The sequence below is a fragment of the Marinobacter azerbaijanicus genome (assembly GCF_030250645.1).
Taxonomy (GTDB): Bacteria; Pseudomonadota; Gammaproteobacteria; order Pseudomonadales; family Oleiphilaceae; genus Marinobacter; species Marinobacter azerbaijanicus.
This window is the reverse complement of record NZ_JASSVS010000017.1, coordinates 20,275-33,369: the sequence shown is the minus strand read 5'-3', so window position 1 is coordinate 33,369 and position 13,095 is coordinate 20,275. Positions and strand designations below refer to the sequence as shown.

Annotated in this window: 14 protein-coding genes; 4 read left to right on the top strand and 10 right to left on the bottom strand. The window is 55.1% G+C overall.

Annotated elements, in window-relative coordinates:
- Positions 1-2 precede the first annotated feature (2 nt).
- The 5 genes from QPM17_RS21595 to dsbD all read right to left on the bottom strand — a co-directional run bounded on the left by QPM17_RS21595 (position 3) and on the right by dsbD (position 5,013).
- On the bottom strand, positions 3-449 hold the full coding sequence (locus QPM17_RS21595; RefSeq protein ID WP_285393786.1) for a protein tyrosine phosphatase family protein: 447 nt from the start codon (positions 447-449) through the stop codon (positions 3-5).
- A 19-nt stretch (positions 450-468) separates the two neighbouring features.
- The gene (locus QPM17_RS21590; RefSeq protein ID WP_285393784.1) at positions 469-1,380 is read right to left on the bottom strand and encodes an MBL fold metallo-hydrolase; all 912 of its coding nucleotides are present in this window, start codon (positions 1,378-1,380) and stop codon (positions 469-471) included.
- Between the two features lie 169 nt (positions 1,381-1,549).
- Positions 1,550-2,308: a thiol:disulfide interchange protein DsbG gene (gene dsbG / locus QPM17_RS21585; protein ID WP_111414543.1), complete on the bottom strand. Its 759-nt coding sequence runs from the start codon at positions 2,306-2,308 to the stop codon at positions 1,550-1,552.
- Positions 2,309-2,332: 24 nt separating this feature from the next.
- Entirely contained in the window at positions 2,333-3,154 is an 822-nt protein-coding gene (locus QPM17_RS21580; protein ID WP_111414542.1) for a TlpA disulfide reductase family protein, read from the bottom strand.
- Positions 3,151-5,013, bottom strand: a complete 1,863-nt coding sequence (gene dsbD, locus QPM17_RS21575; protein WP_285393780.1) for a protein-disulfide reductase DsbD — start codon at positions 5,011-5,013, stop codon at positions 3,151-3,153. The genes QPM17_RS21580 and dsbD overlap by 4 nt, the downstream gene beginning before the upstream one ends.
- Before the next feature lie 150 nt (positions 5,014-5,163).
- On the opposite strand from dsbD, the gene QPM17_RS21570 reads away from it, so the two are divergent.
- The 3 genes from QPM17_RS21570 to QPM17_RS21560 all read left to right on the top strand — a co-directional run bounded on the left by QPM17_RS21570 (position 5,164) and on the right by QPM17_RS21560 (position 7,660).
- Positions 5,164-6,231 (top strand): L,D-transpeptidase family protein, encoded by a 1,068-nt coding sequence (locus QPM17_RS21570; protein ID WP_285393778.1) that lies wholly within the window; start codon positions 5,164-5,166, stop codon positions 6,229-6,231.
- 164 nt (positions 6,232-6,395) lie between these two features.
- A complete protein-coding gene (locus tag QPM17_RS21565) occupies positions 6,396-7,169 on the top strand; it encodes an OBAP family protein (RefSeq protein WP_285393776.1) in 774 nt (257 codons plus the stop codon).
- A 29-nt stretch (positions 7,170-7,198) separates the two neighbouring features.
- Positions 7,199-7,660, top strand: coding sequence for a hypothetical protein (locus QPM17_RS21560; RefSeq protein ID WP_285393774.1), 462 nt, complete (start codon positions 7,199-7,201; stop codon positions 7,658-7,660).
- Positions 7,661-7,977: 317 nt separating this feature from the next.
- Here QPM17_RS21560 and QPM17_RS21555 read toward each other — a convergent pair whose 3' ends face one another.
- The 5 genes from QPM17_RS21555 to QPM17_RS21535 all read right to left on the bottom strand — a co-directional run bounded on the left by QPM17_RS21555 (position 7,978) and on the right by QPM17_RS21535 (position 11,237).
- The gene (locus tag QPM17_RS21555) at positions 7,978-8,589 is read right to left on the bottom strand and encodes a lambda exonuclease family protein (protein ID WP_285393823.1); all 612 of its coding nucleotides are present in this window, start codon (positions 8,587-8,589) and stop codon (positions 7,978-7,980) included.
- 113 nt (positions 8,590-8,702) lie between these two features.
- Positions 8,703-9,491 (bottom strand): ERF family protein, encoded by a 789-nt coding sequence (locus QPM17_RS21550; RefSeq protein WP_285393772.1) that lies wholly within the window; start codon positions 9,489-9,491, stop codon positions 8,703-8,705.
- A 10-nt stretch (positions 9,492-9,501) separates the two neighbouring features.
- Positions 9,502-9,687 (bottom strand): hypothetical protein, encoded by a 186-nt coding sequence (locus tag QPM17_RS21545; RefSeq protein WP_111414537.1) that lies wholly within the window; start codon positions 9,685-9,687, stop codon positions 9,502-9,504.
- A 113-nt stretch (positions 9,688-9,800) separates the two neighbouring features.
- Complete coding sequence (locus QPM17_RS21540; protein WP_285393769.1) at positions 9,801-10,769, bottom strand: DUF932 domain-containing protein; 969 nt, start codon at positions 10,767-10,769, stop codon at positions 9,801-9,803.
- A gap of 135 nt (positions 10,770-10,904) precedes the next feature.
- The gene (locus QPM17_RS21535) at positions 10,905-11,237 is read right to left on the bottom strand and encodes a hypothetical protein (protein WP_285393767.1); all 333 of its coding nucleotides are present in this window, start codon (positions 11,235-11,237) and stop codon (positions 10,905-10,907) included.
- Between the two features lie 630 nt (positions 11,238-11,867).
- Between QPM17_RS21535 and QPM17_RS21530 the strand changes: the two genes are divergently transcribed.
- Complete coding sequence (locus tag QPM17_RS21530; RefSeq protein WP_285393765.1) at positions 11,868-13,013, top strand: YagK/YfjJ domain-containing protein; 1,146 nt, start codon at positions 11,868-11,870, stop codon at positions 13,011-13,013.
- The last annotated feature ends 82 nt before the right edge of the window (positions 13,014-13,095 follow it).

Here is a 13,095-nt window from a genome sequence, read left to right as displayed (position 1 = left end):
GCTCACGACGCAGAATCGCCCTTTGACTGTTTGGCTTGTTGTTCAAGTCTGCCGCGCAAGGGCTCCAGATCATAGCCAGCCGCATTGGCCGATGCGATAAGCTCGGAAACTGGACGCCGCGGGGCAAGCGATAACGCCCACAAATGAGAGACGCGCTTGCCGGTACGGCAGAAGCCGAGCACGGGTGCCTTTGAAGTATGCAACACATCGGCAAAGGCATCGATGTCTGCCTGTGCGTACTCACCGGGCTTAACGGGGATCTCGTGCCAGGCCATGCCCAATGACTCTGCTTTGGTTTTCATGGCGTCAAAGTCTGGCTGATCGTCGCTCTCGCCGCGAGGACGGTTAGAGACGATCGTACGGAAGCCTTGCTCGGCGAGCTGTTCGAGTTCGTCGAATCGAGGTTGTGCCGTCACGTAAAGACGATTATCGAGCGGCTTGATGTCCATGGGTTACCTCCTTGTCACTTCAGGAGCGCGCCTCACCCCAGGCGGCCCCCGGTAAAGCATCGAGGGGAATCTTCAGGTAGCGACGCCCGTTCTCCTCTGGCTCTGGCAGGGCACCGCCCCGAATATTGACCTGCAAGGCGTGCAGAATCAGTTTCGGCATGGGCAGCTTGGCATCACGCTCGTTGCGCATGGCAATAAAGCTATCTGCGGTCGGACAGCCTTGGAGATGAATGTTGGCTTCACGCTGGGTACGCACCGTGCTTTCCCACTCCGGCTCGCGATCGCCGGGCATGTAGTCATGACCGGTAAACAGCCGAGTGTTGTCCGGCAGTGCCAAGATGGCCTGGATGGAATCCCATAGCTTGTGGGCATTGCCCCCGGGGAAATCGGCACGGGCCGTGCCGCCATCCGGCTGAAACAGCGTGTCATGTACGAAAGCCGCATCGCCGATGACATAGGTGATCGACGCCTTGGTATGGCCGGGCGAGAACATGATCCGGCCTTCTACCTCGCCCACACGGAAGGTGTCGCCCTCGGCAAACAGGTGGTCCCACTGGCGTCCGTCATCCGGAAAGTCCGGCCAGTTGTATAGGTCTTTCCATAAGGCCTGGACACCCTTGACATAGACGCCAATCGCAGTAGGCGCCCCGGTTTTTTCCTTCAGGTACCGGGCCGCTGAGAAATGATCGGCGTGGGGGTGCGTGTCGAGGATCCACTCAACTTCAAGCCCATGCCGATCGACATAAGCCAAGAGCTCATCGGCATGGAAGGTTGCGGTAGCACCCGATTTCTCATCGAAGTCGAGTACCGGATCGATGATGGCACAGCGTCTGGTGGCAGGGTCGCTCACCACGTACTGAACGCTGAACGTGCGTGGGTCAAAGAAGCCAGCGACCTTGGGCGTCCCTGGCGATTCCGCATGGATGTGCATAACGCCTCGCCCCGTTAGATCAATATGATAAAAGGTTAGACCATTTCCGAATAAACAAAAAGACCGTGTTACCAAACGACGTAAGTCGTAGCGAAGGCTTACAGTCCTTTTTGCAAGCTTCCCACATAGCTACGGCAATCTGCGGGAAGCTGGAAACGCTGTTGCCCTGTCAGGGAGCGGGGCCGCCCATGATTTCTTGCAGGCGCTCATCATTCGGCAAGCCTTGTATGACTTCTATCCCTGCCTCGACTTGGTAGAAGGTGCTGGGCGTAGCTTGCAGCCCCAGCCCTTGCATTAACTGGTGGTTTTCGTACAGGGTCTGCTCTGTCTCAGGGGAAAAGCGTTCTTTTGCTGGTGGAGTGTCGCCCTGGTTGTGCTCATGCAGCGCCCTGGCCGGATCATTGGACTCAAGGATAGCCAAGGCTTTTTGTGGACTGTCCTCGAGCAAGATGCCCACCAGAATGTGTCGCAACTGGACTTCGCCCGCCTCTACCCAGGGGCGAGTTTCTTGCCACAGCTGTTTACAGTAGGGGCAGTTGGGATCGGTGATCGTATAGACGACGCGTGGCGCATCTGGATCCCCGTCGAGTACCCAATGGCTCTCCTCGAGGTCGGACCAGATTTCCGCATCCTGAGGGCCACGGACCATTGCGCTCAGCGGTTCTCGGGACAGATTGTTGCCTTCCGCATCGACAAGATTCCCAACGATGGCATGCTTGCCATCTTCGGTCAGGTATACGGCAATCTCCTGTCCCTGATAGCTTGCGGCATACCCGGTGAGGCCACTGGGCGCTTCAAAGTCACCATGTATAGTCAAGCCCTGGTTGGCGATGGCCTGGATGGGGTCAGGCCATTCTTCTGCCACCGCTATGGGGATAGCCCCAACGAACGCCAATGCTAGAACAGAAGAACTAAGTCGTAGCGACATGCAATACTCCTAAAGTAATGTTTCTCAGCGCAGCTTTTCCAGTCCGCGCTTGAGTGTGGCTGATGACAATTCGCCAAGATGGGTATCGACGAGTTGCCCCTGGGCGTCGTAGAAAAAGGTCGTCGGCATGGCCATGGAACCAGTTTCTTCACCGAGGGCGGTGCTGGGATCGAGCATGACGTTCTCCAGCTCCAGCGATTCCGCAATCAGGAATTGTTCAATAAGCTGCTTGTCCTCACCCTGATTGACGAAAACGAAGGCAATATCGTCTTCTTCCTGCTGCGCAGCCTCCAAAACTGGCATTTCGCGACGACAAGGGGGGCACCAGGTGGCCCAGAGATTAATCACCATGGGCGTGCCTTCGCGCTTGGCGAACTCGTCAAGTACAGTAGGGTTGCCCTCGATGGTCCATAATGGCGTTTTTGGTAACGGGCGAGCTTTTTCCTCGAGGAGCATAAGGCTGCCCACCGTTAGCATCCAAGTAATACCCCCTGCCGTTAAAGCACCAAGTAAAGGTGTACGGAGGTTAGGAGAACGCCAGAGCCGCCACGCCACATAGCCAAGGCCGGCAATAAGTCCACCCAGGATATCGAACCCGCCATCGCGAATATCCAACATGCCGAGAGGACTACTGTAATGCTCGAAGTAACGCACTACGAACACAATTCGCGCAACGATTAAGGCGATCAACAGCACGTTAATCAACTGATCACCGATCGCAGTTCGATGACGCCGTCCCATAATTCCGCCCACTAGGAGGGCAATTGCGACAGCAAGAAAAAGCAATAATAGGTTTAAGCTCATGCCCACTGGACCAATAGCAAGACTTTGATTGATTGAATTCATGCATCTCGTCCTTCAGCAGCACTTTTAATAGAGGGAGTCAGCCCTGCGCTTTTCAAGTTTTCAAGAAAGTCTTCAGCGCTTAGTTCACCTATAACTCGGTTAGCACGGCGCTCTTGCCCGTCGGGACCGAAAAACATGATCGTTGGTGGGCCCAAAATGCCAAAGGCTTGCATGATTTCTCGATCTTTCGCCGAATTCTCCGTAACGTCGGGTTGTAGACGAGTGACTCCAGCCAAGACCTGCTGAACGTTGGGGTCCTGAAACACTTCTTCTTCAATCACATCGCAGGAAACGCACCAATCAGCAGTAAAATCCACCATGGTCCATCTATTTTCGGCGCTGGCTTGGTGAATAGCAGCCTGAAGCCGTTCGAGGGTATCGATCTCTTCGAATGATAATGATGTCTCGGAGGTAGAATCGCCCAACCGGGATTGCTGTAGAAAGCCCAGAGGCTGTCGGAGGCTTTCACTACCTCCCGCTGCGCCGAGTACCCATGCGGCTCCCCATATACCGATGATTAATGCCGAGCTGCGTGCCGCCAGCGATGTTGCCGCTGGCTGTGTCGTAGCAGCTACTTGCCAAAGCGACATGGCAATGATGATAGCCAGAGCACCCCATAGCCCAACGACAACCCAAGCTGGCAGGATCCGTTCGGCGAACCATATCGCCATACCCAGCAGGACGAATCCGAACAGCGCTTTCACTCGTACCATCCATAGGCCAGGTTTGGGCAACAGGCGTGGACCTACCAGCCCAACCAGTAATAAGGGCGTCCCCATCCCAAGCCCTAGCGAAAGCAGCGCGGTCCCGCCCTGCAGCGCATTTCCGCTTTCAGCGATATACAATAGCGCCCCGGCAAGCGGTGCGGTCATGCATGGGCCAACGAGCAAAGCGGACAACGTACCCATGATGGCCGCCCCCATCATTCGCCCCCCTTGCTGCCGCTGCTGCAATCGATCCAGCCGGTGACGCACAACGGCAGGAAGCTGCATTTCAAAAAAACCAAACATGGCCATTGCCAAGAGGACGAAGAGTACAGCGAATACGCTGATGAAAACGGGATGCTGGAAAAGTATCTGTAGGTTGGCACCCGCTAAGGCAGCGGCCACGCCGAGAAGGGAATAAGTCAACGCCATGGGGAGTACGAAAGCCAAAGATAAAAGCAACCCACGCCCGGCATGATGCCCCCCACCGACGATAAGACTAGACAGGATAGGCACCATAGGCAGCACGCAAGGCGTGAACGTCAGCAGTAGCCCCATGCCAAAGAAAGCTGTCAGGATCCATAGAGTATTACCGGCTGCCAAGGAAGCAGCGAGACGTTGATCCTCGGCCATAGCGGATGTCGCGTCAGGTTCGGCTGTTTCATCTCTATCAGTAGTGCTCGCGCGGCTGGGTAAAGAAGACGAAGGCAAGCTGCCGTTTTGCATCAAGTCGCCTACCGCTACAACGCGTTGTTGTGGCGGGTAGCATAGACCCGCCTTGGCGCACCCTTGCCAACTCAGTTCTAGTTCTTCAGCCTCTTGAGGATCGACGCGAACTTCCACGCTTTCGTAATAAACTTGTGAATCGCCAAAGAACTCGTCATTAATGCTTTCTCCCGCCGGCAACTCGGACACCACAATTGAGGAGGGCTTTCCTTCGATGCCGAGTCGGTGTCGATACAGGTAATAAGAATCGGCAATATCCCAGCGCAATAATATCTGCTCTCCCTCTTGGGCGATACTTAGCTGAAACGCGTCATCCACATGAAGAAAGCCCTCTTCGGATGCGCTTGCCATTGGTAATAATGCAGACAACGTAAGAACCAGAAAAAAATAACAGAGCCGCTCTAGTTTTGTGCGAATTTCGCTACTCATCGGTGAACTCCTGTAGCATTTTTTGCCATCATGACAGCCTAGGATTAACGCAACATTATCGGTAAAAAATTATCCTGCATGCCGATTTTTCTTGCCTATAGGAAGGACCGTATGGAATACTCAGCGTCTTTCTATTCTCTAGGAATCTTCATGAGGTCCTTACTCTCTCGTAACACACGCCGTGTTTATAATTTTTCAAAATCTATTGCAGTATTGTGCCCTACACTGACAACGTTAGCGATAGTCAACGTTTCTTTTGCAAATGATAGCGAGCCATCTTCCAATAAATATCAGATAGCGAAAGAGACCCAAATCATTGGCGAGGAATATTCGGTTACTCTTACAGAAGATATAACTTTGTTAGACATAGCCCGAGAGCACGGTGTGGGGTACGAAGAAATACGCGCAGCAAATCCAGACACTAGCCTTTGGACACCTGGCGAAGGAGCAGAAATCATTATTCCCGCGAGGCATATCCTACCCAATGCTCCGCAGGAAGGCATCGTCATTAATCTCGCCGAACTTCGGCTTTACTACTATCCGCCAACCCAAAATGAAGCTACGCGCTGGGTCGAGACCTACCCGATCGGCATCGGACGAGATGGTTTCAATACTCCGCTAGGAATTACCCAGACGACTATGCGACTTGAAAACCCAGCCTGGTATCCGCCACGCTCAATGCGAGAAGAAGCTGCTCAACGAGGTGATCCTCCGCCTTCTGTGGTTCCCCCTGGCCCCGATAACCCGCTCGGAAGCCATGCGATATTGCTCGATTTACCGGGATATCTCATACATGGTACCAATCGTCCAGATGGTATCGGCATGCGCGCAAGTCGTGGCTGTATCCGCATGCATGCGGAGGATATCGAAGCACTTTTTGAAAAAATCCCCAATGGAACGCAAGTCAATGTAATAGATGAAAATTTCAAAGTCGCTTGGGAGAATGATCGGTTATACGTGCAGTCATTTTCAACTTTTTCTTATGACAGAAAAGGTATAGACGCATTGCTCAGCTCACTAACTCGACTAGCGGAAGTAACAAAGGAAAAGGAAGCGTCCGTAGACTATATTCAGCTCCTAGACCTATTAACGGCAAGCGACAGAAACATAAATCTATTATATCCAATCGAAAGAAGAATCGAATACAAACCCAACCTATATGAGGAAATACAGAAACGCTGGGCAGGCATCTATCAAAGCTTACCTAGGCAGGAATAAAATTAGGTGTGCAGCCAACTAAGCATGCCGGCTTGCTATAACCCTAGAATTTACCGAAAAAAAACTCATTGAATCTTTTCATTTCCCTTTTTTACACAAAAGCAGGAAGGATTTACTACGCTAACCAGAAGGAATTTTAATATAACCAAAAAATTGGTGAGTATATGATCAATTTTAGAAAGCTTCAATATTCAGCGTTAGGCGTGTCTATGCTTACGCTGGTCGGCTGTACCGGCATGGGTGAGGCCCGCTCGAACGTAGAGGCACCTGGCGAATCAGTGGGTGCGAAGGCTCGACTATTAGAAGCTGGGGCGAGTGCAATGCAGACGGATGAGCCACCATCGCGGCTTGAAATTTATCTGGTAGGTTTCCATCCGTTGAAACAGGAGCCAGTGCATCAGTTTGAAGCTCACCACTTTTGCGATCAGGTAAATGAAGATTTTTTGCAATGCGCACTCTACGATGGAAATTCTGGCGACGCAAAGCTAAACGGGATTGAATACATTATCTCTGAAGAACTTTTCGAGAGACTTCCAGAGGAAGAAAAACAGTATTGGCATCCCCATAACGGCGAAATCCTCTCCGGCCAGCTGGTGGCTCCTAATCTACCCCAGGCAGCTGAACATGAGCTTATGAAAAGCAAGATAAATAGCTATGGAAAGACATGGCATACTTGGGATACTGCGCAAACCAACAGTGCAGAAGCTTCCTTACCTCTCGGAGAGCCATCTTTAGCATGGTCGTTCAACCGCGACGGCGAGGCGAACCCAGGGTTAATCGAGGAACGTGATGAGGATATGAATATCGATACCGCAGAGCGGCGTAGAGCACGGCAAGACCTTGTGCCGTTAGCTAAGCCACAGTCAGGCGTAGACGCTTTGCACGGTGAATTTCCAAGACCAACATCTCCGATTCCAGGCGTTGAGGCGAAACCTTAAATTAGCCAAAGTAATCCACAGGAGGATTTATGCTTCCATCTACCACTTCACGCGTTGAAAACAATACATCTAAGCAAGCTAATTATGAAATTCAGAAAAAGACGATGCAAAGCATCGTTTATTATTCCGAACACCCCAATGAGATTGATCAACGGCTTAGTGAACTAGACCACGAGTGGGATATAGAGCGAACGCTCGAGGCAAACGCTGCTACTATTAGCCTCGTTGGGATCAGTCTTGGCGTATTGGTTAATAAACGCTGGCTGGCTCTACCCTTCGCAGTGTCTGGGTTCCTTCTTCAGCATGCGATTCAAGGATGGTGCCCACCTGTCGTTATATTCCGCAATCGCGGCATTCGAACATCGGCTGAAATTGATCACGAGCGATACGCACTTAAGGCGTTACGAGGGGATTTTGAAAATCTTGACAAGGTTGGTGAAGGTAGTCATAAAGAGCGAGCAAAAAAAGCTTTAGACATCGTGAAAAAATGACAATTTCTGTATTAACTCTCTCTTATGATGATCAGCAGAGCTTGTAACAACGAATTTATTTTATCTATAGTGGTAGATCTTTTGTTTTTATACCAATTTACAAAAAAAATATTTCGTTTTACCCCATTGCTGGCCCAGCGGGCCAGCAATGAAACTCATTAGATAAATGTAATTACCGAGATAGGCTCAGCAACTTAGCGTCGAATACTTACAAGCGAGCGTTAGACCGTCGTTTTAGAACACACTGGTAGGAACTATGCTCACTTAGCGTTCAACGGCTGACTGAGAGGGAAAGACTGTCACACTTCGCGTATTTTTCAGGCCGCCATGATCATGGCCATACGACTTTCCAGCTCCTCGTAGAACGCCTCGACGCGCTCGGCGATGCTGCGGATCAGCACCTCATCCCGGTAGGCGCGCTTGATGAACAGCGGCATGCCGGGCCAGTAGCTTACAAAATCGATCCACTCCCGCTCGCTGACCCACAGGCCGCCCTGGCACTGCGCCACGTGCTCTTGAGGCAGCTCATCAGCCAGTAGCAGCTCGATCTGGTACTTGGGGAGCTTGGTCTTGTTCTCCACCAGGCCGTGGCTGTCCACCAGGCAGTCCGGCGAGTAGCCCACGCCGTGGTTCAAGATGATGCCGACCTGCTCCAGACGAGGCAGGCCGGTGGCCTCGTGATAGAGCTCGCGGGCCACTGGCTCCAGTTCGTGGCCTCGCTGGGTGTGGACGTTGCCCTGGAAGACATCCGAAGGCTCCCCGGTGATGCGCTCACCGATCAGCTGATGCATGTAGCTGAAGGCACCGGCTCCGAAGCCTCCCGGTCCCTTACCCTTGACCAGCAGCGTCTTCAGTTCGGACATGGTGACGATGCCGAGACGAGCAGCATGCCACTCGGGCGTGCCTTGTTCCAGTGTCAGGATCTGCATGACGAACCTCCTTCGAGACACCACGGCATACCGGCGAGGGCACTCCCTCGCCGGTATATGCTGGCGTCATGGATTGGGTGATGGTGGTTGGGATGAATAGGCTCTGGGGTGGGTCAGTGGCGTTGACGCTGAGGCACGGCGCGTTTGTGCAAAGAGGCACGCAGCTTGTCGAAGTCGCTGCGCGGCACCTGCGCCACGTCGCCGTACTTGCCGACAAACCACTCCTGAGTGGTCACGGGGCAAGCAGTGATCAGTTGCTGGAGCTGACTCGCCTGGAAGGGCGTGACCACTTTCATCGGCGGCGCAGCGCCATGGCCGTTGTCGTCTTGGCCCCGGGTAGTGATATTGAGCAAGGCGCACAGAACGTAGCGCTTGCCGTAGCTGGTCGATGAACCGAAGGCCTGCACGGCATTCTTGCTGCCGCTGGTATCGGCCGGCAGCAGCATGCTGGTCTCCTCACGGTGGCCGTCCTTGTGCATCAGCACACCGGTGACCTGGATGCCACGCTCATGGGTTTGGATACGGAAGCTCACCGCGAAGCCGTGCTGCTTCATGATCGGCCTGACGGTGTCGACAATATCCTCCAGGGTGGCGTAGGCCCCGTTGTTGCCCTGGCCACGCTCGACAATGCTTGGTAGCTCCGTTTGCATGGCTGCCATGGCAGCGCTGTAAGCCATCAGCGCCTGGCGATCGAGCACGCGCTCCTGCATCTGCAAGAGGCGCTCCATCTTGTCGATGTCGACCTCGGGATTGAGGGCCGCTCTCTCGATCACCTGTATGATTGCAGTGCTTTCTTGAAGCGGTGATGCCGGGTTCGGTACCGCCTCGGTGACCGGCGCCTTGCGGGTAGCTGGAGCCCGGCCATTGGCTTTGCTGCGTGGGGTTTGGCTGGGTGTGGTCATGTGACCTCCTTTACTGATAGTGCTTGAAGACGTCCTGGAGCTGATCGGCAGGGACCGGCTCCAGTGACACGACCACGCGAAACACCTGGCCTTGGGCCATCACGTGGGTCTGGGCTTGTTTTTGGCCAGCACCGAGCAGTTGACGCGCCAGCTGCGTCAGCGCCCGGCAGGCCTCCAGTGAGAGAGGAAGTGGCATGAGACCTCCAGAATCGAAAACGCCCGACCTGGTGGGGTCGGGCGCTATGCCGTGAAAGGGATAAGTGAGCTTGGTGGACGGGACCGCAAGGGGTACGTCATCTCTGATGAGATTCAGGTCACCAGGGCCATGGCGGAGTCGAGTGCCTTGTCTTTGAGGCTCGCCCCCTGGCCGAACCAGGCCGAGTCCATGCGGTAGTCATTACTGCGGGCCCGCTTTTCGTGATCGACGTACTCGGTGATGGCGTTCAGCAGCCCCCAGGCGGTGCCCTGGGCCGTGCACAGCTGCGACCCCCGCCCCTCGCCGTGGTAGAGCTTCTGCACGCGATTGAGGGCGCGGACGTTGGGCAGCTTGGAAGGATCGTCAAGCGGTTCCTCGGCGTTGCAGATCACCGCCTGGAAGTAGGTCTTCACTTCCTCCTGGCTAACCTTGCGCTCGGCCAGGGTCTTCATGCGATACATGAAGTCGTCCCACTGCGAGACCGAAATGCCCAACTGCTGCTTGACCCGCTGCGGATTGAACTCCGTGCTGTGCGGCACCTTCACCCCCTGGCTCATGCCGTCCACCGCGATGGTCAGGGTGTTGTTGCACACCACCCGCACCGAGGTGGGCGTGGCTACCGTGGCCAGCGACCCGTCGCAGGAGGTCGCCAGCAGCAGGTAGGCATTGACCTGATCCTGCCCCTTCAGCGCCGTTCCCAGGCCACTGCGGGCCAGCGCCCAGAATTTGCGCCCACCCTTGAGCACCCCGGCGGTCTCCAGTTCGTAACCGGCGTACTCGGTCAGGTCCCGGTAGAACTCCAACACCTCCTCAGGCTGGACCACCTTATAGCGCTGGGAGACTACCGACAGCGGGGCCCGCGTATCCGAGCGGTAAAGCACCTTCTGTTCCGGAAAGGAGTGGATGCTGCCCAGGTGACCGGCCCCATCGGCGATAAAACGTACCGGGGACTCCTTGATGTGCCAGTCCATGCAGGCCTGCTGACGCCACACCTCCAGCGGTTGATGACGCGAGAGTTGCTGCCCTAGGCCATGCCACGGGGTATCGCCGACATATGCCATCTGTTCGATTTGATGTGCCATGGGAATGACTCCTGCTTGAGTGTTCATCACGACATACAGGCCCGCCACCCCAGGGCAGCGGGCTAACCGTGATTGCGTGTGAAAGGAAAAGACGAGAGAAAGAGACAACCGGGAGCGGAGCGACACGCTCCATGGTTACTCGGCGTGGGGCCGGAAGGTGTGATGGCAGCGACAGCACTCAACGTTGTCGAGCACTTTGGTGTCCAGCTCCTCACCCAACCGGGCACCGGCGATCCCGCCTGCAGTGCCCCCGACCAGCCCGCCAAAGACGGCCCCGGCCAGACTGCCAATGGTGGCCCCCAGGGGACCACCCACCGCACCGACCAGGGCACCGGCCTTGGCCCCTGACAAAGCACCGGCAGCGCCTGACGCCGTACCCGCCACCGCTCCGGTCGTGCCGCCGATCTTGCGACCGATGTTGCGCGTGATGACGTGATGCGAGCCGCAGCTCGGACAATGGATCGACATGCACTTACCTCCTGAGTCGTGGTGTGAGCGTTCATCGAAGCTATCGCCTGATAGCTTCATGGAGGTAATACAGGGCTGAGATTTTTTTGAATCGAATCGGTAGGTGGGGCAGACAGCCGCCCAGTGGAAAGTCTTGTCTTCGACACTAACTTTTTCAATCGCTTACGGCCCAACTTCCTGGTGGATACCGACCTTGAGTGCCCTTTTCTCCCCGTAGTCTCTACCTGAGCCACCCATGCTAATTTGGCTTTGTATGTTATTGGTTATAACAAGTAGTTCTATAAAAGATAACTAATAGTCCTAATAGGGATAATCAGAGACTCAGAGAGTGCATAGGGCTCACGTAGTAAGAGCCCACAAGGCAGAACAGTAGAGGGAGGCGAAAGACTGGGAGGGACGATCCCTCAAAGGATCGCACCGACCTCCCCGACAGAAAGAGACCGCAGAGTATCGAGGGAGTGACGGCGAAGCCGAATCACGACACGTCCTCAGGTAGGGAATCTGTGGTAGCGAAGGGCAGGCCTCCTGCCTAGTGGCCTGACCCGTTACCCGGTGGTGACGTAAATTTCTACAGGCCTCGGCGATGGTACGAGCAGAACGCTCCACGACCATCAAGAGAGGCCTTTTCCCATGTACGATGATGTTTACGACGACTCCCTGAACGAAACCGACCTGCTGGCCATCTGCCAGGGCATGGACAGTACCGTGTTGGAAACCACCGCCCTGGGCCAGGAGATCGCCACGCTGTCCCACCACTTGTGGCGACAGGACTTGATCGAGGTGGATCGCCAGCTCAAGGCATTGGCGACGACAGAGGCCTTGCTGGACAGCCAGCGGATGATCCTGCCGGATGGCTACGGCAGCGATATCGTGGTGCTGGCCCCGGATGCCTTGCTGGACACGCTGACCACGCTCTATGCGGTGCTGGTGACGATGTTCAAAGAGACCGATATCGGTCAGCACTATCGGCCGAGCCCCTACGCTCTGCGTTTTCTGTGGGCGTTTGCGAGCAGTGCGTACCTGCGCGAGGCAGGGTTTCACCAGCCTCCCACCATGAGCCGGCAGGTAGCAGAGCAAACGGTTTTGGAACTTAACCAACGACTGACGGCCTGGTATCAATGCCTGAAGCAGCCGGACTTTGCCTACGAGTGCAGCCGGAATCGCCGCAATAGCCGCAACAACTACCAGCGTCTCCGGCATTTGATGGACGCCCTGTTCGCTCGCCATAGCCGCCTGACGGTACTGAGAGTGGATCTAAGTTATAGCGAACATGATGGCCCCTACGTCGACTACGAGACAGCACGCTACCATCGTGAGCAGCTGTGTCAGGCATTCCACACGAACCCGCTCTTCAAGCACTTGCTCGGCTATGCCTGGAAGCTGGAGTGGAAGCCCAAGAAAGGCTTCCATTATCACTTCGTGTTCTTCTTCGATGGCCACCAGGTGCAGGAAGACATTACCCAGGCCCGGCGTATCGGCGAGCTGTGGGCGCGCTCGATAACTGGAGGACAAGGGCATTACTTCAACTGCAATCGCAATGCTGAGAACGTCTATCACTACAACGCCTTGGGGCGCATCGACTATCACGACTTTGAGAAGCAGCGCGGGCTGGATTACATCGCCCGCTACCTGACCAAGGTCGACGAATACGCCGCCATGCTGGTGACCGGGCGCACGTTCCAGACCAGCCCCATGCCCCATGTACCTGAAGGACCTCGCCCTGGGCGTCCTCGTCAGCCCCCCGCCACCTGGTGTTACGGCGAGCTCAGTTTCTGACCGCCCACCTGCCTATGCTATGTCACGTCCCGGCGGTCACGGGAAAATGTCGGGGATTCCGCCCGCCGACGACGAATGCCGG